Origin of the sequence: Bosea sp. 685 (genome assembly GCF_031884435.1) — a bacterium.
In the GTDB taxonomy this organism is placed as follows: Bacteria; Pseudomonadota; Alphaproteobacteria; order Rhizobiales; family Beijerinckiaceae; genus Allobosea.
Map to the genome: position 1 here is coordinate 2,936,599 of NZ_CP134779.1, position 23,625 is coordinate 2,960,223.

Here is a 23,625-nt window from a genome sequence, read left to right on the forward strand (position 1 = left end):
CGTCGGCGCCGGCGTCAGCGTCACGCTGAACTGAGGGCGGCATGGCTGGCAGGCGCGCCCTATCCGTTTCGGCCATGGGCATGGGCATGGGCTTGGCTTGCCTGCTGCTTTCCGGTCAGCACTCGGCCGGACAGGCAACGACCGGCTCCGACTACCGGATCAAACCCTCCGACGTGGCTTTGCCTGCCAATGCAAAGCTGGGCAGCTACCGCCGGATCACTCAGCCTTTCGAAAACTGGACCTTGATCTGCGACGAAAACCTGCAGACGCATCAAAAGGTCTGCAACGTGACCCAGACCATCGAGGATTCGGCCGGCCGCCTGGCGTTCAGCTGGTCGCTCGCCGCCACGAAGGACGGCAAGCCCTACATGATCCTGCGCACCACATCGGATGCGAAATACCCCGGACTGGTCGCGTTGCGGTTTCAGGGCCAGGCCAGCCCGGTCAAGGTTGAGCTGGACGGCTGCAACGCCGCGGTCTGCGTCGGAATGCTGCCGGTTGGGCCGGCGGTGCGCGAGCAGATCTCGAAGAGCGCGGCCCCGGAGGTCTCCTATGAGACGACCAGCGGAACGATGGTGACGCTTGCCGCCACTCTCAAAGGGCTCTCGAAAGCGGTCGAGGCGATCAAATGAACGGGCAACCCCGATGAATCAGCAATCCATCCATGATCGGATCATGTCGCGGCAGCAGAGCCGTCCGGTCCGGCTCGACAGTGACGCGCCGATCAAACCCAGGCGCAGTTGGGCCAAGATCGCGATCTATTCGGTCATCGGCATCACAGCCTTGACCGGACTTGCCTATGGCGCGATGAACTTTGCCGCAATCCGCGGCCTGATCTCGCAGCCGGCGATCGCGGAAACGAACAAGACCGACCGGTCCCGCCCCGAAACACCCTTCCTGCAGCACGCCAGGCAGGCGGGCCTGAAGAGCTGCTCCACGGTTTTCCCGGTTCTCGGCGAGTTGCTGACGAATGGCGCCAAATACGACGTTCAGTCATCGTGGAACGTTGAGGCCGCCGACAGCCATGCCGTGCAGGCCCTGGTCGGCATGAGCTACACGACCCAGAACTATAGCGGGCCGGCCGCCGGCGTGGTTTTCGCCGCGCCGACGCAATCGACCTGCGAAGGCACGATGGTCCGGGTGGCGCCCTTCTCCGCCTCATGCGCCGAGATTCCGGCCATTCTCCCGCAAGGCAGCAGGCTCGCCAGCAATCTAGGGCAGATTGCCGTCTACGCCCTCGCCAATAATGGCGGAAACGCACTGCTTCTCCCGACGGGGAATGGCTGCGTCGTCGTCTCCGTGGCCGCGGCCGCACGACAGTAAGGAGCTCATGATGAAACTCCGTTCTGCCATTGCAGCGATCGGCGTGCTTTTCGCCTGTTGCGGGCAACTCGGCGCGGCCGATCTGGCGACGAGGCCGATCAAGGGGCCTGTCTCGCCCCCGGCCAAGGAGAGCGGCATCTGGGCAGCGATCGCCTATGCGAGCGCCAACGAGAAGCACGGCTTCTTCTGGGGCGCCGACAAGCGGCAGGAGGCGGCGGATCTGGCCCTCGAGCATTGCCGGCGGGCCGGAGGCGAGGACTGCGTCGTCGTCAGCGTCTTCCGCAATCATCGCCATTGGGACGATGATGACCGCACCGGGTTTCCCTATCATCACTGTGGCGCGCTCGCTGTGGCCAAGGACAGGGACGACCGCGTCACGAGCGACCGAGTCAGGCCTTGGAGCGCAAAGGCGGCGCCGACGCGCCAGCAGGCCGAGGATCTGGCCGTGCAGGCCTGCGAGCGGACAGGCGCGCAATGCGCGGTGCGCGAATGGGTCTGCACCTGACGCGATGCTGGATGCAATGAGCTGGAGCGCGGCCGTCGATCGGCCCGGCTAGAGCAGTTTCCGACCCAATTGGATCGTTCAACAGCTCCTGCTCCATGTTTTGACACGTTTTCTTCACGCGAACCGGCATCCGCTTCGCTCGAAAACGCTCTGGGAAACCATTCGTCGTCCTGAGCGATGATAATCAGTCGATCAAGCCAGGATCTCGGTCGCAGGGGTGACGGTGCCGCCGCCCGCCTCGATCGTTGCGCGGACGGTCCGAGCGAGCTGCGTCGAGCCCGGCGTGTCACTGTGCACCAGGATGGATCTCGCGCGTATCTTGAGGCGCTTGCCCTCGATCGTCGTCACCGTGCCGTCGTCGAGGAATTGCCGCACCCGTAGGGCGACCTCGTCCGGCGAGGTGATCACCGAATTCGGGCGCTTGCGCGAGACCAGCTCGCCATGCTCGTCATAGGCCCTGTCCGCGAGAAACAGCGTCAGGACACGCAGGCCCGCACGCTGCGCCGCGCGCTCGACCTCCGTATCGGGCATCGAGAAGACGATGAGGTCGCGGTCGATGGCGGCGATGGCGCGAGCGAGCACATCCGCGACATCCTTGTCGGCGGTCGCCATGTTCCCGAGCGCGGCGTGATAGCTGACATGGGTCACCTTGTGACCCGCGGCCACGGCGATGCCCTGCAGTGCGCCGATCTGGTAGACGAGATGCTTCTCCAGCTCGGCGCTGTCCATCTGGATGATGCGGCGGCCGAAGCCCATCAGATCCGGCAGGCCCGGATGGGCGCCGATGCCGACCTTGCGCGCCTTGGCCGACCGCACGGTGCGATCCATGATGACCGGGTCGCCGGCATGGAAGCCGCAGGCGACATTGGCGGAGGAAACGATCTCCATCAGCGCTTCGTCATCGCCGATCCTGTAGGGTCCAAAGCCCTCGCCCATGTCGGAATTGAGATCGATCTTCATCTTCGCGTTCCTCGTTCGTCCGGTCGCGCTATCATCGTTATTGCCGCTGCTAGAGCAGTTTCCGATCCAGACGGATCGGAAACTGCTCTAGATCTTTGTTTTGACGCGCTTTCTTCACGCGAACCGGTATCAACTTCGCTCGAAAACGCTGCTAGCGCGGCCGTTGCCGGTAGAGTTCGACCATTCGGCGAACCTGCGCGAGATAGGCGTTCACGGGCGCCATCGCGGCAACGGCATCGTCATAGCCGGTGTCGACGAAGCGGATGGAACTGCCGATCCGGGCCTGAGCCAGGCGCCAGAGATCGGCCTCGACGACGCCGGCGATCTTCGGATAGCCGCCCGCCGTGTTCGCATCGCTGAGCTGGATGATGGGCTCTCCGGAAGGCGGCACCTGGACCACGCCGGCGACGATGCCGTAGGAGCGCATCTCGACGCGGGATGCGAGTTTCAGGGGCTCGCCGCCGAGCCGATAACCGGCTCGGTCGCTCTGATGAGTGATCTTCCAGGCCGTCCGCCAGAAGCGCTGGCGGGCCTCCTGCGGGAAGAGTTCGTATTCGCCCGCGCGCAGCACCCTGACCGGCAATGCGTCGTCGCTCGACTCGGTCTCGCCGGGAGCGCCCGGCGGCAGCGCTATTTCGGCGGGCTCGGCCCCGAATTCTTCAGGTGGCGGCCGCGTCGGCCCGCCGGCTTCGCCTGCGGTTGCGACGACATCGCCCTTCGCCAAGGCGCGCCCCAGGAAGCCGCCGAATTCGCTGCGCAGATGTGTGCTGCGGGAGCCGAGTATGATGGGCACGTCGACGCCGCCGGCAAGCGTCAGATAGCTGCGCGCGCCTCTCATGGGCGGATGCAGCTTCAGCACCTGCCCGGCCTTCGCTGGAGCGGTCCACCAGGGTGGCAGCAGGCGCCCGTCCAATGTCGCGGTGCAGTCCGCCCCGGTCACGGCGAAGGCAGTGTCGGCCTGGAAGCGCAGCTCGAACGGGAAGGTCTGGATTTCGATGCCGGCCGCATCATCTGGGTTCCCGAGCAGGATATTGCCGACCGTCAGGGCGAGCGGGTCCATCACCCCGGAGGTGCCGACGCCGAGATGGCGGGAGCCGAAGCGCCCGAGATCCTGCACCGTGTTGAGCGCGAAGCTGGAGAGAACCTCGATCACGGCTCGACTCTCTCGATGGTGAAGCGAACGATGTCGCCAGGCGCCAGCAGGGCCGGAATGTCACGCGCCAGATCGAACATCGACACCGCGGTGAAGCCGATCGCGTTCCAGCCATTGGGCCCGGTCGAGACCGAGACCCCGGCCTGCATGCCGCCGATCGTCACCGTGCCCGCCAGCATGCGCAGGGACGGCACGGTCTTGCGCGGCATGAAGATCCGCGGATCGAGACCATGCAGATAGCCGAACCCCGGCGAACTGCCGAGGCAGCAGACGGTGTAAGTGCCGCTGCTGTGGATGCGTATGACCTCCTCCCGCAATAGGCCGGAATAGGCGCAGACGGCGGCGAGGTCCGAGCCGAGCTCGCCGCCATAGATGACCGGGATCTCGACCACGCGGCTGGACAGCTGCTTCGGCGGCAGGCGCCGCCAGGCCTCGGCGAGCGCGCGCCGGCAGGCCTGGAGATCGCGCGGCGGCTCGACGAAGATCACCATCAGATTGGTGACGCCGGGAACCACCTCCGCCACGCCGGGCCATGCGGCGACCTCATCCGCCAGCGCCAGGATGCGCCTCTGCTGCAGCAGGTCGAACGCGCCCGGCGCCTCGATGATGAGCGCGCGCGTTCCGATATTGCTGAGCTTGGGCAGCTCCTCGGTCGGCGCGGGAGGCGCCTCGTCGGCCTCAGCGGCGATCGTCAGGTCCAGCGACACGGAAACGGCATCTCCAGAACGAAACGGCCCAGGCGGCAGCGCTGCCCCGGCCGGGCTTGTCGGACAGCGTTTTTCTTTGCCCTTCTGAGTAGCGCGGCCGCCAAGACCCATTGCTTATGCGGGCATCGCGACGCGCTCTGGGGGCTGCCGACATGGCGGAAGCGTGTCATGCGATCAGCCATTGGGCAGGACATGGTTGCTCGATGCGTCCCAGCGGGCGATGACCTTGTCGCCGGGCGCGAAGGAACTGGCGCCTTCGCTGGTCCGGTTCTGCTGATAGGCGATGATCTCGGAGCCGCCCGGCAGTTTCAGGTAATAGTGATTGATGAAGCCGCGATAGACGACCTGATCGATGGTCGCGACGACGCTGTTGGGCGTCTCCGCCCGGGGCGCTCCATTGCCCAGAGGCTCGACGATGATGGCCTCGGGACGCACGGAGACGGTCGCCTCACGAGCGTCCCCGGGCAGCCCGTCCACGAGCAGGCCGAAGCCCTCCGCGACGAAGACCAGCGCCCCTGCCCCGTCGCGCGTCTCGATCTTGCCGCTGAACAGGTTCGATGCGCCGAGGAAGGTCGCGACGAAGCGCGAAGCCGGCTTCTGATAGATCTCCGTGGCTCCGCCGACCTGCTCCAGGCGTCCATCGCGCATCACGACGATGCGGTCCGCCATCGTCAGGGCCTCGTCCTGGTCGTGCGTCACCATGACCGTGGTGAGCCCGAGACGCCGTTGGAGTGCACGCAACTCCACCTGCATGCTCTCCCGCAGCCCCTTGTCGAGCGCGCCGAGCGGCTCGTCGAGCAGGAGCATGGCGGGCTCGATGACCAGGGCGCGTGCCAAGGCGACGCGCTGCTGCTGTCCACCCGAGAGCTGGGTCGGAAAGCGGTCGCCGAACTTGCCGAGCTGGACGAGGTCGAGCGCCCCGGTCACGCGCTTGCCGGCATCGGCCTTGCCGACGCCGCGCATGTCGAGGCCGAAGGCGATGTTCTCGGCCACGGTCATATGCGGGAACAGCGCATAGTTCTGGAAGAGCATGCCGATATTGCGCTTGTGCACCGGCACGCGCGTCACGCGCTGCTCATTGATGAAGATCTCGCCAGAGCTGGGCTGGACCAGCCCGGCGATCATGCGCAGGCATGTCGTTTTGCCGCAGCCGCTGGGGCCGAGCAGCGCGACCATGCTGCCCGGCTCGATGGTGAGCGACACGTCCTCGACCGCAACCACCCGATGATAGTGCTTGTTGAGCTTTTCCAGTCGGACATTCGCGGATTTCATCTGGGCCATGTCAGCTGCTGAAGACCTGATTGTAGCGTTCCAGCAGGCCGGCACGCTTGGGAATGATGAAGTTCCAGTCCGGCGTGAACAGGCCCATCTCATCCATCTTGGTGTCGGGATAGGCGAGGTATTTGGCCACCTCCGGCTTGAAGTTGATCCCGGCCACCGAGGGCGCGCCGAAAGTCTGCGAGGAGAGCATCTCCAGCACAGCAGGGTCGAGCATGCGGTTGATGAAAGCCGCGCCGAGCTCGGGCTCGGGCGCATTCTTGACTAGCGTCAGGCTGTTGATGCCGGTGAAGGAGCCTTCCTTTAGCGGCGCCATGTCGAGCGGCACGCCCTTGGCCGCGTGCGGATAGATCGATTTGGAGTAGTCGATGCCGCCGATATCGGCCTGTCCCTGCGCCACCATCAGGACCAGCGCCTCGCTGTCATAGATCGTCAGCACGTTTGGCTTGAGCTGGGCGAGCTTGTCCCAGCCCTGATCGATGAGATACTGCGCCTCCTTGAGCGGCTTGCCGGTCGCCAGCGCCGTCGCGACGATGAGCATGAGCACGCTCTGCGTATTCTTGGGCGTGTTGAGCAGGATGCGCTTGCGGTATTTCGGATCGAAGATCTGCTCGTAGCTCGTCAGGCCGGTCGTCTTCTGCGGGTTGATGAACATGCCTGCGCTGGAGATGTTAAAGCCGACGCCGTAGCCGTCCTCGAACAGGAAGCGCTTGTAGACCTTGGCGAGATTGGGAATCTTCGCCGGGTCGAGCGTGTCGATCAGCTCCTCCTGCTTGGCCTGCGGCACGCCGACATCGTCCATCATCATGACGCTGAATTTCGGCGTGGCGCGCGTCGCCCGGAGCGCGGCGATGTTGGACAGGGTCGCGCCCTCGATCGTGAAGACCCGGCATTTGTGCTCCTTCTCGAAGGCCGGGATGATTTCCTTCTGGACGAGTTTGCCCAGGGCCGAGTTGTAGACGCCGATATGGAGTTGCTTCTCCTGGGCATAGGCCCGGCTGATGATCGTCGGCATGACGATGGCGCTAGCGGCGGCGGATTTGATCAGCGTTCTGCGGTCGATTGTCATGGTCCTGCATTCCCCTTTTTTATTGGTGATGAACGGTCGGCCTCGTCAGTGAATCCCTGTGTTGTCGGTCAGATCGCGACGGCCCGGCGCAGCCCCACGAGGCGCTCCAGGATCAGCACGCCGACCACGGCGAGCAGGATGATGATCGTCGACATCGCCGGCACCGACGGGTCGAAGACGTTCACGAGTTGCCGCATCAGGACGAGCGGGACCGGGCTGTATTCGGAGTTCGCCAGCCACATCGAGATCGGATAGTTGTCGAAGGAGACCATGAAGGCGAAGAGCGAGCCCGCAGCTACCCCTGGCGCGATCTGAGGCAGGGTGACACGCCAGAAGGTCTTCATCCGGTTCGCCCCGAGCGTGCGGGCAGCCTCTTCCAGATTGATGTCCATGAGCTGGAGGCTGCTGACCACCGTCCGGACCACGTAAGGCGCCGTGACGACGATGTGGCCGATCAGGAGGTTCACGCGCGCATCGCCCGAGCCGAGGCTGGAGAGGAGCTGCAGCAGGGCAAGGCCGGTCACGAGCGCGGGAAAGACCAGCGGCGAGAGCACCAGGCTCTTGAGGAAGGACTGCCCGAGAAAGCTGCCGCGCACGAGGGCGAAGGCGGCCGGGACACCGAGCAGAAGCGAGCCCATCGTCGTGCAGAAGGCAAGCACAGCGCTGAGCCCGAGCGCATCCAGGAAATCGCGATCCTGCAGGACCTTAGCGTACCAGCTCAGGGTGAAGCCCTGCGGCGGAAAGGTCACGAAATAGCTGTCCGAGACCGAGACCGACATCACGACCAGGAGCGGGGCGAGGATGAAGATCATCATCGCGGCGGTGACGCAGTAGAGCACCCAGGCTCCGACGCCTTCGAGACGGCCGCTCATGAGGCGATCCTCCGGAAGCGGCGCCCTTCGAGGATGCGCATGGACAATGCATTGATGGCGAAAACCACGATGACGAGCACGACCGCGATCGTGGCGCCGAAGGGCCAGTCATAGACGACGAAGATCTGCTGCTCGATCAGGTTGCCGAGCATCGTCGACGAGGTGCCGCCGAGCAGGACGGGGATGACGAAGGAGCCCGCGGTCAGCGAGAAGACCAGGGTGAAGCCCGCGACCAGTCCGGGAACGCTCAGCGGCAGCGTCACCCGCGCGAAGACCTTCCACCAGGGCGCGCCGAGCATCCTGGCTGCATCCTCCAGGTTCGGATCGATCTTGCCGAGCGCGGAGGCCAGCGGCAGCACCATCATCGGGAAGAAGACGTGCAGCGAGCCGATGACGACCGCCGTCTTGGTATAGAGCAGCTCCAGCGGCTCATTGATGATGTGAAGCGTCAGGAGCAGCCAGTTGAGCAATCCGGTCGGCGTATTGACCAGGATGAGCTGCCAGCCATAGGCGCGGACGACGACGCTGACGATCAGCGGCGCGATCACGATCAGGCTGATCACGCGATTCACGATCGCGTTGCTTTTGACCATCGTGATGGCGACCGGATAGGCCATCACGATGGCGACGATCGAGGTGACGAAGGCGATCTGCAGCGTATTCCAGAACACCTTCAGATAGAGATCGACCTCGGCAATGTGCACATAGTGCGACAGGGTGAAAGGCCGCCCGATGATGCCTTTCGCGTCCTGCGAGAGGAGGCTGTAGAATAGCAGATTGGCGGCCGGATAGAAGAAGAAGATCGACAGGAACGCCAGCATCGGCAAGGCCAGGAAACCGACGGATAGGCTGAGACGCCAAGGGGAGCGCTCATCAAGGTCGCCTGGCGCTTGCGCGGTCGTTTGCGCGACATCTGTCATTCCGGAGCAGTCTCCTGAGTCAACGGATCGTCGTGTTGTCTCTAATCGTTCCAAACGCTCAATCCGGCACCTCGCGGCCCGTCAACGGTATTCTCTGAGCCGGCGAACCTACCGCGGAGACCATCGGCAGGATCTGGCCGAGCCTCCGCCGCCGATGGCTGCGTCTCCTGGCTGCCGATAAGCGGCTCGCCCCTGCATCTTGTTTTTATCCGCGTCCCTCGAACCCGGATAAGACAAACTTCGTTTAGGGTCATCGGCCCTGCTTATGACCGTGCCATGCCGGGATGATGAGGATCTGAGCGTGTTGGCAAGGAAAGCAGCATAGCCAGCCTGGTATGGCGACTTGTGGCCGACCGCTTGAGCAAAGCAGGTCATGCAAGCCACGGCCTTGCCGCCGGGTAGCTTGATGCCCTGTTGGCGGCCGCGCCATAGGCAAGCGCTATGACGTCAGAACGAACCCGTCTTAGCGGCGCATCGCCTCGCGCCCTATCCTCACATCGGTCCAAGGGCCGAGAGGCCGGCCTGTCGACGCATGCGCGCCCGGGTCCTAGTGAGGTGAAATCTCGATGTTCGAAGCCGCCGACCGCATCAAGACTGTCAAGATTTCCGCATCCGCGGCCATGACGGACCGGGCCCGTGAACTGCGCGCCCAGGGCGTGAAGATCATCAGCCTGTCATCCGGCGAACCGGATTTCGCCACGCCCGCCCATGCGATCGAGGCTGCGTACAACGCGGCCCTGGCCGGCGATACCAAATACCCGCCCCAGGACGGAACCAAGGCGCTGAAGGCTGCGGTCCAGCGCAAGTTCAAGCGCGACAACCGGCTCGACTACGAACTGGACGAGATCCTGATCGGCAATGGCGGCAAGCAGATCATCTTCGACGCCATCATGGCGACCTGCAATCCCGGCGACGAGGTGGTGATCCCCGCCCCCGGCTGGATCAGCTATGCCGACATGGTCATGGTCGCGCAGGCGACACCGGTCGCGGTGCCCTGCCCCGAGAACAACCAGTTCAAGCTGCGGCCTGAGGATCTCGAGGCGGCGATCACACCCAGGACGAAATGGCTGATCCTGAACTTCCCCAACAACCCGACCGGTGCCGCCTGTTCGCGCGCCGAGATGCAGGCCCTCGCCGATGTCCTGTTGAAGCATCCCCATGTCGCCGTCCTGACCGACGATATGTATGAGCACCTGATCTATGACGGCTTCGAATTCTGCACCCTCGCCGAGGTCGAGCCGCGCCTGAAGGAGCGGGTGCTGACGGTCAACGGCGCCTCAAAAGCCTATGCGATGACGGGCTGGCGCGTCGGCTTCTGCGGCGGCCCAAGATCCCTCATCGCCCTGATGAACAACATGCAGGGCCAGGCGACCAACGGCATCTGCACGCTCGCCCAGGCTGCCGCGATCGCAGCCCTGGACGGTCCGCAGGATCTGCTGGCCGAGCGCGCCGAGATCTATCGCGCGCGGCGCGATTTCGTGGTCGAGCAGCTCAACCAGGCAACCGGCGTCCTCTGCCACAAGCCGGAAGGCGCGTTCTACGTCTTCCCCAACATCGCAGGCTGCATCGGCCGGACCAGCAAGGGCGGGCGCAGAATCGAGACCGACACGGATTTCGTCTTCGCCCTCCTCCAGGAACAGCATGTCGCGACCGTGCAGGGCTCGGCCTATGGGATGAGCCCCTATTTCCGGGTGTCCTACGCGACCGACATGGAAAGCCTCCGCGAAGGCTGCCGCCGCATCCAGGAGTTCTGCGGCGGGCTGCGCTGACATCGAGCCGCAGTCTCGCGGCCCGACCAACGCAAACCGCTCTGTTGCGGACGCCTATCGAATCCGGAACAGCGGCGATCCGAAACCGACCAGATCGCCGGCCGTCGCGAGGATCTGCTCGACGCGGCCGTCGCGCGGCGCGGTGACCGGCGCGTAGACCGGCCCGGTCCTGACCAAAGCGAGGATGTCGCCGGAGCGGACGCTGTCTCCGGCGCGCACGAACGGTTTTTCGCGCGCGGGATGGCGGTCCTGGAACTGGCCGGGGCCCCGGGCCGTCACGATCTCCGCCGCATCGTCCTGCGGCGGCTCCAAGTTAGCGGACGGCTCGTCGGCGGCAGCCGAGCCCGCATCGCGCTGCAGCCTCAACCGCAGACCATGCTCGAGGCCTTCGATCTCGATGGAATCGAGGCCGGCCTCTTCGAGCCAGCGCACCAATTGCTCGATCTCGGCGATCTCCATCACGGCAGCTCCGCCCGCTGGCGCAGCGCCAGCCGCTTTTCCAGGAAGTGAATATCGACCCCGCCGGCGACGAAATCCGCGTCCTCCAGGATCTCGCGATGGAGCGGGACATTGGTGCTGATGCCTTCGACCTTCATCTCGGACAAGGCGATGCGGGCGCGGATCAACGCCTCCTCCCGCGTCGCGCCATGGACAATCAATTTGGCGATCAGGGAATCGTATTGGGGCGGTACGACGTAGTTGGCGACGACGTGGGAATCGATGCGCACCCCGGTCCCGCCCGGCAAATCCCAGCGCGTAACGCGGCCGGGAGAGGCTGAAAAATTCTCCGGATCCTCGGCGTTGATCCGGCATTCGATCGCATGCCCGGACAGCTTGATCTCGGACTGCTTCAAGGTCAGGCGCCCACCGCGCGCGACACGGATCTGCTCGCAGACAAGGTCGAGCCCGGTCGTCATCTCCGTCACGGGATGCTCGACCTGAAGCCGCGTGTTCATCTCGATGAAATAGAAGGCCTCGTCCTCATAGAGGAACTCGAAGGTGCCGACCCCGCGATAGCCGATCCGGCGGCAGGCTTCGACACAGGCCTCCCCGATCCGGGCGATCAGATCGCGCGCGATACCGGGCGCCGGGGCTTCCTCGACGACCTTCTGGTTACGGCGCTGCAGCGAGCAGTCGCGGTCCCCCAGCCACAGCGCCGTGCCATGCTGGTCGCACAGCACCTGGATTTCGATATGGCGGGGATGCTGGAGGAATTTCTCGACATAGATCTCGGGATTGGCGAAGGCGCGCTGCGCCTCCTCTCGGGTCACGGCGATGGCCTCCGCGAGCTCGCCCGGCGCGCGCACGACACGCATGCCGCGGCCACCGCCGCCGCCGGCCGCCTTGACGATGACGGGGTAGCCGATCTCCGCTGCGATGGCGGCAACCTGCTCGAAATCATTCGGCAAGGCGCTATCCGGCCCCGGGACACAGGGAACACCGGCCTCGCGCATGGCCCGTTTGGCCGCGACCTTGTCGCCCATGATCCGGATCGAGGCGGCCGTCGGACCGATGAAGCTCAAGCCGGCGGCTTCGACCTGCTCGGCGAAACCCGCATTCTCCGAGAGGAAGCCATAGCCCGGATGGATCGCCTGCGCGCCGGTCGCTTCCGCTGCGAGCAGGAGCGCAGCCGGGCTGAGATAACTGAGGCGTGCCGCGGCAGGGCCGATGCAGATGGCCTGATCGGCAAGGGCGACATAGCGGGCCTCACGATCGGCCTCGGAGTGAGCGACGATCGTCTTGAGCCCGAGCGCTCGGCAAGCGCGCTGGATGCGCAGCGCGATCTCGCCGCGATTGGCGATCAGGACATTATCGAACATGGGCCTGCCTCGACCGGGCGACCAAACCGCGCCGCATGGCGCTCGCGCCCTTCATGGAGCAATCCGCAGCAAGGGACGGCCGGCCTCGATCTCCTGCCCGCTCTCGACGAGGATCTCAGTGACCGTTCCGGCGACGTCCGAACCGATCGTGTTGAACGTCTTCATAGCCTCGATGATGCAAAGCTTCTGGCCCGGCACGACGATCTGGCCGATCTCCACGAAAGGCGCGGAATCGGGTGAAGGCGCGCGATGGAAGACGCCGAACATCGGCGCGACGACGATGTGGCCGTCCGTCTCACCCGGGGTCTCCACCGCGCCGCTCGGCCGCTGGGATTCAGCGGCCGGCTCATGTCGTGGCTCGATGAACCCAGCCGCTGCCGGCTGCGCGGAGGGAGGCGGCGACTTACAGATGCGGATACGCTCGCCCGCTTCCGTGATCTCCAATTCGGAAATCCTTGAGCGCGAGACCAGATCGATCAGCGCCTTCAACCTGGCGAGTTCCATCCCGGGACCGTGGCCTTTCAGTGAGGCGCGGCTCTCCTGCCGCGCAGAATCAGGCTGACGCCGGCGTGCTCTTGGCGAAATTCAGGCCGCCGACCACCTGCATGGTCGGCAGCACCTCCATGAAGCTGACATTCATGCGCGCCGGCGATCCCACGGCGAAGGCGATCGAATCCGCGATATCCTCGGGCTGCAGGGCCTCATAGCCCTCATAGAAGCGCTTATGAGCCTCGTCGGGATCGCCGAGCAGACGCGCAAAAACCTCCGTCTCGACGCGGGCCGGGGAGATCTCGGTCACGCGTACCCGCGAGCCGTAGAGATGCGTCCGCAACTGCTTCGACAGCGCGTGAACGCCGGCCTTGGTCGCATGATAGACGGTGTTGCCGCCGGGGAAGGCGTAATGCGCCGCGATCGAGGTGATGTTGACGACATGGCCGCGATTGCGCTCGAGCATGCCGGGCACGAACAGGCGGGTCAGATGCAGCACGCCGCGCAGATTGACGTCGATGAGGGAATCCACATCGGCGGCGGAGGTGTTCAGGATGTCGCCTTGCCGCGACTGGCCGGCATTGTTGACCAGGACGTCGATGGCGAGTTCGGAGGCGAGAGCGGTGATGTCGTCGACCGAGCTGACATCCAGGGCATGCGGCAGGCAGCCGGTCTCGTCGGCCAGCACCTTGAGACGCTGCGCATCGCGCGCCAGCGCATGCACCTCGAGCCCCTCCTTGCGCAGGCGCCTGACCGTGGCGGCGCCGATGCCCGACGATGCGCCCGTAACCAGTGCGGTCCGATAATCTGAAAAAGCCACCTGCGTCCGATCCTGATCTTAGCCCGCATGACGCGAGCTCTCGACATCAAGCTAGGATCGCCACAGCGCCTTGAACACAACCAATTCGCTCTGAGGCCATAAGCCAAGGCGATGACGACCAGCGAGCGGCTCCCGGCTATTCCGCCGCGCCCGCCCTCGTCGCAGAGAGCCGCCCCGATAAGACCGCCTGCGTTGCGATCTCGAACAGGATGCCGCGGATCGCAACGGCAGCCTCGGACAGCGGGATCAGATCGGACACGCATAGCGAGACCGTGTCCTCTATCTTCGGTGATGCGATCTGGCGGATCGCTGAACGTCCCGGCACGACCACCTGGTTCGCAACCGACCAGGGCAGGATGGTGGCTCCGGCGCCTTCGCTGACTGCATCGCGAAGCGTGCCGAGCGACTCGATCTCCGCGACGAGGCGTGGATCGTGCCGAATGCCGGCAAAGGCCGCATCGACAGCCTTGCGGACGAAATTCGCCCGGCTGGGGAGCATCAGCGGCATGTCGACGAGCTCGCCCAGGGCAATCGGCTCGTCCGGGTTTCCCGGCAGGGTCGCCGCCAACGGCGCCACCAGAACGAACTCCTCGACCAGAAGCGGCTGGAAACTGAGGCCGCGCATCGGCCCAGCGCCATGCATGACCGCCATATCCAGCCGCCCGGTCATAATCAGTTCGCTGAAGGGGCCGCCGAAACCCTCGTTGATGTGCAGCAGGATATCGGGATGCTTTTCGCGGGCAGCCGTCAGCAGGGTCAGCGCGAGAGTCGAGCCGGCGCTATAAGGCGCTAGACCGACCGAGACTGCGCCGCTCAGTGTCGTCGCGGCGCGTTTGACGTCGTTTTCGGCGTGCTCGAGCTGCTTCAGGATCGTGCGCGCATGCCGATAGAGCACGAGCCCGGCCTCCGTCGGCGTGACGCCCTGCTGGCTGCGGATCAGGAGCTTCTGCTTGAAGTGGCTTTCCAGGCTGACCAATTGCTGGCTCAGCGCAGGCTGGGCGATGTTGAGCGCCGCAGCCGCCCGGGTCAGGCTGCCGGTATCGACGATCTTCAGGAACGATTTCAGACGACGCGTATCCACTGAACCTCGCTTGGCTGGACCTCACTTGGCCGAGTGCCGTCAATGCCGCTTGCCGCACCATCTAGGTTGAAGGGCAACGATGCGGCAAGCGCTCCCAATCTCTCGCCCTCACCTCTCGGAGCTCCCGCCATAGCTGGCGCTTATGGCTCCAGACGCAGATCATCTTAGCCGCCCTCGGCCGGCCGGGCCTAGACTTCGACCGGATGCGCGCACATTCGACGCTGCGCCCGAAACCGGGAGAGATCGAGCCATGCTGGAACCTGCAGGCCGTGTGGTCATGGTGTCGGGAGCCTCGCGCGGCATCGGGCGCGCGGTCGCTGAGCGGCTGCTGAGCCGCGGCTTCAGGGTTTCGTCCGGCATGCGCCGTCCCGATCCTGCGCTCGCCAGCGAAAACGAGATGGTGCACCGCTACGATGCCGAGGAAGCCGGCTCGGCGGAAGCCTGGGTCGCGGCCACACTGGAACGCTTCGGGCAGATCGATGCCCTGGTGAATGCCGCCGGCATCAACCCGAAGGTCAAGGTCTGCGACGAGGGCGAAGACCTCCTCGACGAGATGTGGCGCATCAATGTGAAGGGCCCGCTGCGCGTCATTCGCGCGGCTTTGCCGCATCTGGCCGTGTGTGGGCATGGCCGCGTCGTCAATCTCGGCTCGCTCTCCAGCAAGCGCGTCGCCTCGAATGTCGGTTATGCCATGACCAAATTCGCGGTCGCGGCGCTGACGCATGGGGTCCGGCGCGAGGGGCGCGATGCCGGCATCCGCGCCACCGTGATCTGCCCCGGCTATGTCGCGACCGACATGACGCTCAAGGATGACGAGATCCCACGGCATGAGATGACCCAGCCGGGCGATCTCGCCGAGCTCGTCGAGACCCTGCTGCGCCTGCCCAACAATGCCGCGGTTTCGGAATTGCTGGTGCATTGTCAGTACGAGCCGATGCTGTGAGGCGGCGTCTGCCGCGATCATAACTTGCTGCGATCATATCCCGCCTGTCGCGTTTCCCTCCCGCTTGTCGCATCGTCGGGGGATACGTTGCGGGGGTGAAGCGCGCTTGGACACGAAACGTCTCGAAGCTTTCCTGAAGGTCGTCGATCTCGGCAGCGTCACGCGCGCGGCCAATGTGCTCAACGTCGCGCAGCCGGCCCTGAGCCAGCAGATCGCCAGCCTCGAGGCGGAGTTCAAGAAGCAGCTCCTGATCCGCAGCACGCGCGGGGTGACGCCCACCGAAGCCGGCCAGATCCTCTACCGCTATGCGCAGATGGTCCAACGGCAGATCGAGGAGGCGCGCCGCAGCATTCTCGATTCCGGCGCCGCGGTCTCCGGCAACGTCACAGTCGGCCTTGCGCCGCTGAGCACCGCGAGCCTGATCGCGCCGGCGCTCCTGCGCGAGGTGCGCAGCCGCTTTCCCGGCATCGTTTTGAACATCTTCGACAGTTTCGGCGTGACCCTGAGCGAAATGACGCTGAAGGGCCGCATGGACATGGCCGTGCTCTATGGCGATGCGCCCGTGCGCGGGCTCAGCTATACGCCGTTGTTCGACGAGCCGTTCTATCTCGTGGCGCCGCCTGCCTTCGATATCGGCAGCACGAACGAAACAACAATCTGGGTTTCGGAGCTCTCGAAGCTCGACCTGGTGCTGCCGGCGCGCGAATCCTATCTGCGCCAGGCCATCGAACGAGCCTGCAGCGAGGCGGGCGTGCGGGCGCGCGTGGTCGCCGAGATCCACGCGCTGCCGACGCTGGCGACCGCCGTCCTCGAAGGCATGGCGGCGACGGTCCTGCCATGGCCGATCGCGAGCACGCTGCTGGTTGGCATGAAGCCGGTCATCCGCCGCATCGCATCGGCAAGCGCCTCGCTGCCGATGTCTCTCGGCATCCCCGACAATGTCGCGCTGTCGGATGCCGCTTTCGCGGTCTACGGGGTCCTCAACGAACAGATCCAGGCGTTGAAGGCGCGCTGGCCCGCAGACCATCGCGAATCCCTATGAGGGTCACGCAATAATCTATTGGCGCGGGATTTGTCGCCTTCCTAAGACCGAAGGATCAGCGCCTGGCGCGAGACCGGCAGGCGGCAGAACCCGCTCGGATTGGGAAGACGGAGGGCCCCATGGTTCATGTGATCAGATCGTTTGAGCGGCCGGACGCCGACGCTTTGGCGGCCATCTCGAAATTTCCCCCGGCAACATTGCACGAGGCGCAGGGCCGCAGCGGCGCCCTCACCTCGCGGATCAAGCCGATCTATCCCGGCATGCGGGCCAGCGGCCCGGCCCTGACCGCGCGATGCTTCCCCGGCGACAACCTGATGCTGATTACCGCGATCAGCATGGCCCAACCGGGAGATGTGCTGGTGGTGAGCGCCGGCGACCATCCCGAGCAGGGAGGCTTCGGTGAGGTGCTCGCCACGGCCTGCATGGTGAAGGGCATCGTCGGGCTGGTGACGGATGCCGGCGTGCGCGACGGCCCGGCCATCCAGAACCTCGGCTTCAACGTCTTCTGCTATGGCCTGTGCATGAAAGGCACCGTCAAGGAGACACTGGGGACGATCAACCAGCCCATCGTGATCGGCGGTGTGGTGGTCAATCCCGGCGATTTCATCAGCGCCGATGATGATGGTGTCGTGGTCGTTCCCAAGGCCACGCTCCTCGATGTCGCGAAGAATTCCGCCGCGCGCGAGGATAAGGAAGCAGAGGTCATGGCCGCGCTCAGGAACGGCGGCAACATCCTCGAGCTTTCCGGCATGGACAAGGTCCTGGCCGCGAAGAACTGTACATATGGCTGAAGCTGGCTGAAGCGGTTGCGCGTCCCTGCACCATCGCTCTAGTTCAGCAACTCCATGGCGGTGCGCGACAAGGCAAGCACGCCATGGGCGATGCAGCTTTCGTCCGGCTGGTAGTTCGAGTTGTGGACGCGGTCCCGCCGGCCGGGCTGCGAGGAACCGATCCGGATATGTGACGACGGCACGCGCTCGGAGAAGAAGGCGAAATCCTCGGCGCCAAAGCCGCCATCGATCTCGTGGATGGTCCCACCCTGCAGGCGGACCGCCGCGATGGTGCGATCCAGCAAGCCGTCATCGTTCATGACCGGAGGCAGGTTGCGGCTATAGGCGAGCTTGCATGTCACGCGATGCATGATCTCGGTGCCGGCGCAGATCCGGCGAACGGCTGCTTCCATGGCGTCGCGCGTCTCGGGCGCGCGCGTGCGGATCGTGCCCGCCATCATGCAGCTGTCGGGGATGATGTTGTAGGCATCGCCGCCCTCGATCCGACCTACGGTGAGGACCGCGCTGCGGATCGGGTTGATCTCGCGCGAGACGATGGTCTGCAGCTGCGTCAGGAGATAGCCGGCAACCATAATCGGGTCGACAGCCTCATGCGGCTGCGCCGCATGGCCGGAGCGGCCCTCTATGGTGATCTGGAAGCTGTCGGCCGAGGCGAAGCTTGCGCCGCGGATGTAGCCGGTCGTTCCCGCCGGCACGCCGGGTTCGTTGTGGAAGCCCAGCGCCATGTCGACGCCATCGAGCACGCCGTCGGCGATCATCGCGGCGGCGCCGCTGTCGATCGTCTCTTCAGCGGGCTGGAAGACCAGCCTCACCGTGCCGCGCAGCTTGCCCGAGAGCTGGTTGAGGACGGCCCCCACGCCGAGCAGCGTTGCGGTGTGGAGGTCGTGTCCGCAGGCATGCATGCGGCCGGGGATTGTGCTGGCATAGGCGAGGCCCGTCATCTCCTGGATCGGTAGGGCGTCCATGTCGGCCCGGATCACCAGGCAGGGGCCGGGCGCTCCGCCGACGATGTCCGCCACGATACCGCTGCGCCCCACTCCGGTGCGGCAGGCGATGCCGAGCCGCTCGAGCTCGGTGGCGACGACACCGGCGGTGCGCTGCAGCTCGAAACCGATCTCGGGATGGGCGTGCAGATCGCGCCTGATGCCGATCAGCTTGGGCGCGATGTCCTGCACGATCGCATCGATCGCCTTGCCGACGTCGTTCATCTCACGAGCGTTGTCCACGAAGTCCCTCATTCCTTGTCGCAAAACCGGCTGGTCGGATCAAAAAAGCGCCCTAGAACATCGATTTAACGCGTTTTCTTCACGTGAGCCGGCAACCACTTCGCTCGAAAACGCTCTAGCGGGCAGCCATCGCCTCAGTGATCCAACCATCGAACAACGTCTGGTTCTCCTTGATCCAGGTGTCGCCGGCGGCCCGGATGGCGCGCGGCGAGCTGTCCCCCGCTATGGCGCCTTCCCATTTCGCCCAGGTATCGCGGGGATAGCGGGCGAGTTCGAGGAAGCGCCGGATGGCGGGGTTCTTCGCCAGGAAATCGCGGTTGGCGATAGGCAAGTAGTTCCACTGGCCGAGCGCCATGCGGCATGGATCCTGTCCGCCGGCGCAGCCCTTGACGCCGCTGACCAGCGCGCCGGTCGTGACCTTAATGTTGGGTGGAATCGCATCGAACGGCGTAGGCAGCCAGACCACGTCTTTGCCCGGAACGAGCTTGTCCATGACCCAGGACGGGCTCCAGGCATAATAGAGCGTCGGCTCACCACGCAGGACGCGACCGATGGCTTCGGCCATCAGCGCCTCATACTTGCCGCGCACCGATTTGATCGTGTTCTTCAGACCGAACTTGTCGAGCTGGTACTCGACGACGTCGCCGCAGGACCAGCCCGGGTCGCAATTGATCAGGTTGACCTTGCCTTCAGCCGCGAGTGCCGCCGCGATCTTCGGGTCCTTCAGCTGGTCGAGCTGGGTGATATTGTTGGCTTCAGCCGTCTTCTTGTCGATCAGATAGCCATTGATGCCGCCCTCGATGATCGTCCCCTCTCCGACCGTGGCGAGCTGCTTCTCCACTGTCTTGTATTGCGGCTCGCGCTGCGGAAAGTTGAGGCCGGTGAGCATGTCGAGATCGCCCAACGCCGCAGCCTGGAAGAATAATGTCGCATTGATCTGCGTTTCGGCGGTCTTGTAGCCCAGCTTCCGGAGTGCGATTTCGACGATATGATCCTGCATTCGCGTCGCACCCAACGTATCGCCGATGGCAATGCGGACGGTCCTGCCCTCGCCTGGCAAAGATTGGGCGCCAGCCGGGGACAGCACCAGGAGCCCCGCGCATGCCAGCGCAAACATCGAGCCCGTCTTGCGATTCCAGGAAGCGGCCATCGTCTTCGAGCTCCTACGGTTATGATCCCCGTCTGGATTCGTAGCGGGCCGGCACTGAGAGAACTTCCTGTGGCAAAGCGGATGAACGGGCGCGGCCTTCCTGCGAAATCGCGCATGCCGGCCGATGCCGGGATCATTCGGCCCGGGCTCAGGGCTCGATCGGCAGGGCGAAGCCCGCCTTCACGCGGTCCATCACCACCATCGTCTTGAAACCCTTGATGTCAGGGTTCTCATAGAAGAACCGGCGCGTGAAGCGCTCATAGTCTTCCATGTCGCTGGCCGTGACATAGAGCACGAAATCGGCGTCGCCGGTCACGTAGAGGCCGATCATCACCTCTTTCGTCGCGCGGATCGACGCCTTGAAGCGGTCGACGATGTCGGCGCGCTCGCGCTCCAGCGTCACCAGCACCAGCATGGAAACCGGACGCCCGACGGCCTTGGGCGAGACCACCGCAATGTCGGCCTCGATGACACCTTCGTCGCGCAGCCGCTTCAGCCGCCGCTGGCAGGCGGTCGCGGAGAGGCCGACCTGCTGGCCGAGCTCGGCGGTGGTCAGCCGGTTGTCCTGCTGGACGGCGGCGAGAAGGCGCCGATCGAGGCTGTCGAGCGAAGTCATGCAGAAACCCTGCGTTAAAGGAGAGAACAACGCCGAAATTCGGCGCAATAACGCCGATTATACAGCAATGCGCTGCGCCGCCCGCGATAATTTCCGGCGCAGGTCAATCACTGGTTCCGGAGGATTTTGATGCAGGGCATATCCGCGAAAGCGCTGAAGGGGCTCGCGCGAGCCGACCTGCTGCAGAGCCGGGCTTTTGTGAATGGCGCGTGGCGCGACGCTTCGCAGCGCCAGGTGGTCACGGATCCCGCGACCGGCGAGACCATCGCGGAGGTCGCCTCCTGCGAGGTCGGCATGGTCGATGAGGCCGTTGCCGTCGCGGTCCAGGCGCAACGCTCCTGGCGCGAGCGCCCGCCGCTCGAACGCGGGCTCTTGCTGCGCGACTGGGCCTCCGCGATGCGCCGCAATGCCGGCGATCTCGCCGTCATCATGACGGCCGAACAGGGCAAGCCGCTGGCGGAGTCGCATGGCGAGATCACGTATGCGGCGGCCTTCCTCGATTGGTTCGCGGCCGAGGGCGAGCGCAGCTACGGCGAAACGATCCCCAGCCATCTGCCGGGAAGCCGGCTTTCGGTCCAGATGCAGCCGATCGGAGTTGCCGCGGCCGTCACGCCCTGGAATTTTCCAAGCGCGATGATCACGCGCAAGGCCGGCGCGGCCTTGGCCGCCGGTTGCGCAATGATCGTGAAGCCCGCGCCGGTGACGCCGCTGTCCGCCCTGGCGCTTGCCCGGCTGGCAGAGGAGGTCGGCTTGCCCGGCGGCGTTCTCCAGATCGTCACCGGCGAGGCCGCGCCGTTGTCGCATCGCCTGATGTCTCACACCGATATCCGCGCCTTCTCCTTCACGGGCTCCACCGAAGTCGGACGGCTGCTGCTTGGGCAGGCGGCGCAGACGGTGAAGCGGGCCTCGCTCGAACTCGGCGGTCACGCGCCCTTCATCGTCTTCGACGATGCCCCGCTCGCGGCCGCCGTTGCCGGCTGCATCGCGGCGAAATTCGCAACCTCCGGCCAGGACTGCCTTGCGGCCAACCGCATCTATGTCCAGCGGAACTCCTATCAGCGCTTCGTCGCTGCCTTCTCCGAGGCGACTGCGCGCTTGCGGGTCGGTCACGGTCTGTCCGAGGGCACCGATATCGGGCCGATGACCAAGGCCTCGGTCGCGGAGAAATGCCGCCAGCAGATCGCGCAGGCGGTCGCGGCCGGCGCCCGGATCGTCACGGGCGGACAGGACAGTCCGCTCAGTGGCAATTTCGTCCAACCGACCGTGCTCGCCGATGTCATCGATGCGATGACGATCGCGCGCGAGGAGACCTTTGGGCCTATCGCCGCGATCCTGCCCTTCGATGACGAGGACGAGGTCGTCGCCCGGGCCAATGCCACCGAAATGGGGCTCGCGGCCTATGTCTACACCGACGATCTGCGTCGTGCGATGCGCCTCACCGACCAGCTCGAATACGGCATGGTCGCGGTCAACACGGCAAAGTTCACCGGGGCGCCGATCCCTTTTGGCGGCTGGAAGCAGTCGGGCCTCGGCCGGGAGGGCTCGCGCCACGGCATCACCGAATATCTCGAAGCGAAATATGTCTGCTTCGGGAATCTCGCAGCCTGATCAAGGAGATCACCCCATGACGATCGATGTCGCAGCCATCGGTGCGCTGGATCGCGCCAGCGTCCTGCACCCCTTCACCCAGCTCAAGGATTTTGCCACCGGCAAGCTCGGCGAGCCTACCATCGTCGAAACCGGGAAAGGCATCCGCATTCAGGATGTAACCGGTCGCAGCTATATCGACGGCTTCGCCGGGCTCTACTGCGTCAATATCGGCTATGGCCGAACCGAGGTGGCCGAGGCGATTGCGCGGCAGGCCCACCGGCTCGCCTATTATCACAGCTACGCCGCCCACACGACCGATGAGCTCGCCATCCTCTCCGACCGCCTCGTCAGGATGGCGCCGGGACAAATGAGCAAGGTCTTCTACGGCCTATCCGGCTCGGACGCGAACGAGACCCAGGCCAAGCTGGTCTGGTATTACAACAACCTGCGCGGCCAGCCGCGGAAGAAGAAGATCATTTCGCGGCTGCGCGGCTATCACGGCTGCAGCGTCGTTTCCGGCTCGATGACCGGGATGAGCTTCTACCATGATCATATGGATCTGCCCTTCCCCGGCATTCTGCACACCGGCGCACCGCATCATTATTGGGGTGCTCAAGCCGGCGAGACCGAAATCGAGTTCTCGAAGCGCCTTGCGGACGAACTCGAAGGCCTGATCCTGCGTGAGGGACCCGAGACTGTCGGTGCCTTCATCGGTGAGCCGGTGCTCGGCACGGGCGGCATCACCCCGCCGCCGCAGGGCTACTGGCAGGCAATCCAGCTGGTGCTGCGCAAATACGACGTGCTCTTGATCGCCGACGAGGTCATCACCGGCTTCGGCCGTGTCGGCACGCCCTTCGGTTCGCATCTCTACGGCATCGAGCCCGACCTGATCACTGTCGCGAAAGGCCTGACCTCAGGCTATTTCCCGCTCTCGGCCGTGATCGTCGGAGAGAAGGTCTACAAGGTTATGGAGGACGGCGCGGACCGTGTCGGAGCCTTCTCGCACGGCTATACCTATTCCGGGCATCCGATCGGTGCGGCAGCAGCCAATGCCGTGCTCGACATCGTCGAGCGCGAGGATCTGGCGGGCAAGGCGCGCGATGTCGGCGGCTATTTCCAGGACCGGCTGAAGGCGACCTTCGCGCAATTGCCGATCGTCGGCGAGGTGCGCGGCGTCGGCATGCTGGGCGCGCTCGAATTCGTCGCCGACCGCTCGGCCAAGACCCGCTTCGATGCGGCGCTGAAGGTCGGGGCGCGCATCTCCAAGGCGGCTCGCGACCGTGGCCTGATCGCCCGCGCGATGCCGCATGGCGATATTCTCGGCTTCGCCCCGCCACTTGTGACGACGAAGGAGGAAATCGACGAGATCGTCGGCATCGCCGAGCAGGCGGTGCGTCAGGTCATGGACGAACTGGCCCGCGAGAAGATTAAGGTGGCCTGAGGCTTCGCGATGCGTCAGGCGCTTATCTCATGCATAAGGGCCCGCCAAAATGGCGGGCCC

24 protein-coding genes are annotated in these 23,625 nt (G+C 65.0%); 9 read left to right on the plus strand and 15 right to left on the minus strand.

The genetic code is table 11. From position 1 onward, the window contains the following. Positions 1-41: 41 nt before the first annotated feature. The 3 genes from RMR04_RS15260 to RMR04_RS15270 are packed head-to-tail and all read left to right on the plus strand — an operon-like array spanning position 42 to position 1,828. A complete protein-coding gene (locus tag RMR04_RS15260; protein ID WP_311915439.1) occupies positions 42-632 on the plus strand; it encodes an invasion associated locus B family protein in 591 nt (196 codons plus the stop codon). A 13-nt stretch (positions 633-645) separates the two neighbouring features. Further along, positions 646-1,323, plus strand: a complete 678-nt coding sequence (locus RMR04_RS15265; RefSeq protein WP_311915440.1) for a hypothetical protein — start codon at positions 646-648, stop codon at positions 1,321-1,323. Between the two features lie 10 nt (positions 1,324-1,333). After that, positions 1,334-1,828: a DUF4189 domain-containing protein gene (locus RMR04_RS15270; RefSeq protein ID WP_311915441.1), complete on the plus strand. Its 495-nt coding sequence runs from the start codon at positions 1,334-1,336 to the stop codon at positions 1,826-1,828. A gap of 192 nt (positions 1,829-2,020) precedes the next feature. Here the strand turns inward: RMR04_RS15270 and RMR04_RS15275 are convergent, their stop codons facing one another. The 7 genes from RMR04_RS15275 to RMR04_RS15305 all read right to left on the minus strand — a co-directional run bounded on the left by RMR04_RS15275 (position 2,021) and on the right by RMR04_RS15305 (position 8,787). After that, complete coding sequence (locus tag RMR04_RS15275) at positions 2,021-2,788, minus strand: LamB/YcsF family protein (protein ID WP_311915442.1); 768 nt, start codon at positions 2,786-2,788, stop codon at positions 2,021-2,023. Positions 2,789-2,939: 151 nt separating this feature from the next. Beyond that, positions 2,940-3,941: a 5-oxoprolinase subunit C family protein gene (locus RMR04_RS15280; RefSeq protein WP_311915443.1), complete on the minus strand. Its 1,002-nt coding sequence runs from the start codon at positions 3,939-3,941 to the stop codon at positions 2,940-2,942. Beyond that, positions 3,938-4,642, minus strand: coding sequence for a 5-oxoprolinase subunit PxpB (gene pxpB / locus RMR04_RS15285; protein ID WP_311915852.1), 705 nt, complete (start codon positions 4,640-4,642; stop codon positions 3,938-3,940). Before pxpB ends, RMR04_RS15280 begins: the two co-directional genes overlap by 4 nt. 180 nt (positions 4,643-4,822) lie before the next feature. Next, entirely contained in the window at positions 4,823-5,920 is a 1,098-nt protein-coding gene (locus RMR04_RS15290; RefSeq protein ID WP_410492265.1) for an ABC transporter ATP-binding protein, read from the minus strand. A 10-nt stretch (positions 5,921-5,930) separates the two neighbouring features. Further along, complete coding sequence (locus tag RMR04_RS15295) at positions 5,931-6,995, minus strand: extracellular solute-binding protein (RefSeq protein ID WP_311915445.1); 1,065 nt, start codon at positions 6,993-6,995, stop codon at positions 5,931-5,933. A gap of 68 nt (positions 6,996-7,063) precedes the next feature. Continuing rightward, positions 7,064-7,867 (minus strand): ABC transporter permease, encoded by an 804-nt coding sequence (locus RMR04_RS15300; RefSeq protein WP_311915446.1) that lies wholly within the window; start codon positions 7,865-7,867, stop codon positions 7,064-7,066. Continuing rightward, positions 7,864-8,787 (minus strand): ABC transporter permease, encoded by a 924-nt coding sequence (locus RMR04_RS15305; RefSeq protein ID WP_311915447.1) that lies wholly within the window; start codon positions 8,785-8,787, stop codon positions 7,864-7,866. The genes RMR04_RS15300 and RMR04_RS15305 overlap by 4 nt, the downstream gene beginning before the upstream one ends. Positions 8,788-9,353: 566 nt before the next feature. Here RMR04_RS15305 and RMR04_RS15310 point away from each other — a divergent pair. Continuing rightward, positions 9,354-10,556, plus strand: a complete 1,203-nt coding sequence (locus tag RMR04_RS15310) for a pyridoxal phosphate-dependent aminotransferase (protein ID WP_311915448.1) — start codon at positions 9,354-9,356, stop codon at positions 10,554-10,556. Between the two features lie 54 nt (positions 10,557-10,610). On the opposite strand, the gene RMR04_RS15315 is transcribed toward RMR04_RS15310, so the two are convergent. The 5 genes from RMR04_RS15315 to nac all read right to left on the minus strand — a co-directional run bounded on the left by RMR04_RS15315 (position 10,611) and on the right by nac (position 14,766). Continuing rightward, complete coding sequence (locus RMR04_RS15315; RefSeq protein WP_311915450.1) at positions 10,611-11,015, minus strand: acetyl-CoA carboxylase biotin carboxyl carrier protein; 405 nt, start codon at positions 11,013-11,015, stop codon at positions 10,611-10,613. Continuing rightward, complete coding sequence (gene accC / locus RMR04_RS15320; protein WP_311915451.1) at positions 11,015-12,376, minus strand: acetyl-CoA carboxylase biotin carboxylase subunit; 1,362 nt, start codon at positions 12,374-12,376, stop codon at positions 11,015-11,017. The genes RMR04_RS15315 and accC overlap by 1 nt, the downstream gene beginning before the upstream one ends. A 51-nt stretch (positions 12,377-12,427) precedes the next feature. Continuing rightward, complete coding sequence (accB, locus tag RMR04_RS15325; protein WP_311915452.1) at positions 12,428-12,880, minus strand: acetyl-CoA carboxylase biotin carboxyl carrier protein; 453 nt, start codon at positions 12,878-12,880, stop codon at positions 12,428-12,430. Between the two features lie 49 nt (positions 12,881-12,929). Further along, a complete protein-coding gene (locus RMR04_RS15330; protein WP_311915453.1) occupies positions 12,930-13,685 on the minus strand; it encodes an SDR family oxidoreductase in 756 nt (251 codons plus the stop codon). 136 nt (positions 13,686-13,821) lie between these two features. Then, complete coding sequence (gene nac / locus RMR04_RS15335; RefSeq protein WP_311915454.1) at positions 13,822-14,766, minus strand: nitrogen assimilation transcriptional regulator NAC; 945 nt, start codon at positions 14,764-14,766, stop codon at positions 13,822-13,824. A gap of 250 nt (positions 14,767-15,016) precedes the next feature. Here nac and RMR04_RS15340 point away from each other — a divergent pair, with 250 nt between their 5' ends. The 3 genes from RMR04_RS15340 (at position 15,017) to RMR04_RS15350 (ending at position 17,542) form a co-directional block, all read left to right on the plus strand. Further along, entirely contained in the window at positions 15,017-15,709 is a 693-nt protein-coding gene (locus tag RMR04_RS15340) for an SDR family NAD(P)-dependent oxidoreductase (protein ID WP_311915455.1), read from the plus strand. A gap of 106 nt (positions 15,710-15,815) precedes the next feature. Then, the gene (locus tag RMR04_RS15345) at positions 15,816-16,751 is read left to right on the plus strand and encodes a LysR substrate-binding domain-containing protein (protein ID WP_311915457.1); all 936 of its coding nucleotides are present in this window, start codon (positions 15,816-15,818) and stop codon (positions 16,749-16,751) included. A gap of 119 nt (positions 16,752-16,870) precedes the next feature. Then, on the plus strand, positions 16,871-17,542 hold the full coding sequence (locus RMR04_RS15350; protein ID WP_311915458.1) for a 4-carboxy-4-hydroxy-2-oxoadipate aldolase/oxaloacetate decarboxylase: 672 nt from the start codon (positions 16,871-16,873) through the stop codon (positions 17,540-17,542). A 38-nt stretch (positions 17,543-17,580) separates the two neighbouring features. Here the strand turns inward: RMR04_RS15350 and RMR04_RS15355 are convergent, their stop codons facing one another. The 3 genes from RMR04_RS15355 to RMR04_RS15365 all read right to left on the minus strand — a co-directional run bounded on the left by RMR04_RS15355 (position 17,581) and on the right by RMR04_RS15365 (position 20,534). Further along, a complete protein-coding gene (locus tag RMR04_RS15355; protein ID WP_311915459.1) occupies positions 17,581-18,768 on the minus strand; it encodes a M20 metallopeptidase family protein in 1,188 nt (395 codons plus the stop codon). Positions 18,769-18,883: 115 nt separating this feature from the next. Continuing rightward, the gene (gene proX / locus RMR04_RS15360) at positions 18,884-19,918 is read right to left on the minus strand and encodes a glycine betaine/L-proline ABC transporter substrate-binding protein ProX (protein ID WP_311915460.1); all 1,035 of its coding nucleotides are present in this window, start codon (positions 19,916-19,918) and stop codon (positions 18,884-18,886) included. Between the two features lie 148 nt (positions 19,919-20,066). Beyond that, positions 20,067-20,534, minus strand: a complete 468-nt coding sequence (locus tag RMR04_RS15365; protein ID WP_069689770.1) for an Lrp/AsnC family transcriptional regulator — start codon at positions 20,532-20,534, stop codon at positions 20,067-20,069. 129 nt (positions 20,535-20,663) lie between these two features. On the opposite strand from RMR04_RS15365, the gene RMR04_RS15370 reads away from it, so the two are divergent. Beyond that, positions 20,664-22,142, plus strand: a complete 1,479-nt coding sequence (locus RMR04_RS15370; protein ID WP_311915461.1) for an NAD-dependent succinate-semialdehyde dehydrogenase — start codon at positions 20,664-20,666, stop codon at positions 22,140-22,142. A gap of 16 nt (positions 22,143-22,158) precedes the next feature. Further along, a complete protein-coding gene (locus tag RMR04_RS15375) occupies positions 22,159-23,565 on the plus strand; it encodes an aminotransferase (RefSeq protein WP_311915462.1) in 1,407 nt (468 codons plus the stop codon). The last annotated feature ends 60 nt before the right edge of the window (positions 23,566-23,625 follow it).

What these genes read in the sequence shown, in the direction of transcription:
- RMR04_RS15260 (WP_311915439.1), top strand. Translation starts at nt 42, where the DNA reads ATGGCTGGCAGGCGCGCCCTATCCGTTTCGGCCATGGGCATGGGCATG.
- RMR04_RS15265 (WP_311915440.1), top strand. Translation starts at nt 646, where the DNA reads ATGAATCAGCAATCCATCCATGATCGGATCATGTCGCGGCAGCAGAGC.
- RMR04_RS15270 (WP_311915441.1), top strand. Translation starts at nt 1,334, where the DNA reads ATGAAACTCCGTTCTGCCATTGCAGCGATCGGCGTGCTTTTCGCCTGT.
- RMR04_RS15275 (WP_311915442.1), bottom strand. Translation starts at nt 2,788, where the DNA reads ATGAAGATCGATCTCAATTCCGACATGGGCGAGGGCTTTGGACCCTAC.
- RMR04_RS15290 (WP_410492265.1), bottom strand. Translation starts at nt 5,920, where the DNA reads ATGAAATCCGCGAATGTCCGACTGGAAAAGCTCAACAAGCACTATCAT.
- RMR04_RS15295 (WP_311915445.1), bottom strand. Translation starts at nt 6,995, where the DNA reads ATGACAATCGACCGCAGAACGCTGATCAAATCCGCCGCCGCTAGCGCC.
- RMR04_RS15300 (WP_311915446.1), bottom strand. Translation starts at nt 7,867, where the DNA reads ATGAGCGGCCGTCTCGAAGGCGTCGGAGCCTGGGTGCTCTACTGCGTC.
- RMR04_RS15305 (WP_311915447.1), bottom strand. Translation starts at nt 8,787, where the DNA reads ATGACAGATGTCGCGCAAACGACCGCGCAAGCGCCAGGCGACCTTGAT.
- RMR04_RS15310 (WP_311915448.1), top strand. Translation starts at nt 9,354, where the DNA reads ATGTTCGAAGCCGCCGACCGCATCAAGACTGTCAAGATTTCCGCATCC.
- RMR04_RS15315 (WP_311915450.1), bottom strand. Translation starts at nt 11,015, where the DNA reads ATGGAGATCGCCGAGATCGAGCAATTGGTGCGCTGGCTCGAAGAGGCC.
- accC (WP_311915451.1), bottom strand. Translation starts at nt 12,376, where the DNA reads ATGTTCGATAATGTCCTGATCGCCAATCGCGGCGAGATCGCGCTGCGC.
- accB (WP_311915452.1), bottom strand. Translation starts at nt 12,880, where the DNA reads ATGGAACTCGCCAGGTTGAAGGCGCTGATCGATCTGGTCTCGCGCTCA.
- RMR04_RS15340 (WP_311915455.1), top strand. Translation starts at nt 15,017, where the DNA reads ATGCTGGAACCTGCAGGCCGTGTGGTCATGGTGTCGGGAGCCTCGCGC.
- RMR04_RS15350 (WP_311915458.1), top strand. Translation starts at nt 16,871, where the DNA reads ATGGTTCATGTGATCAGATCGTTTGAGCGGCCGGACGCCGACGCTTTG.
- proX (WP_311915460.1), bottom strand. Translation starts at nt 19,918, where the DNA reads ATGGCCGCTTCCTGGAATCGCAAGACGGGCTCGATGTTTGCGCTGGCA.
- RMR04_RS15365 (WP_069689770.1), bottom strand. Translation starts at nt 20,534, where the DNA reads ATGACTTCGCTCGACAGCCTCGATCGGCGCCTTCTCGCCGCCGTCCAG.
- RMR04_RS15370 (WP_311915461.1), top strand. Translation starts at nt 20,664, where the DNA reads ATGCAGGGCATATCCGCGAAAGCGCTGAAGGGGCTCGCGCGAGCCGAC.
- RMR04_RS15375 (WP_311915462.1), top strand. Translation starts at nt 22,159, where the DNA reads ATGACGATCGATGTCGCAGCCATCGGTGCGCTGGATCGCGCCAGCGTC.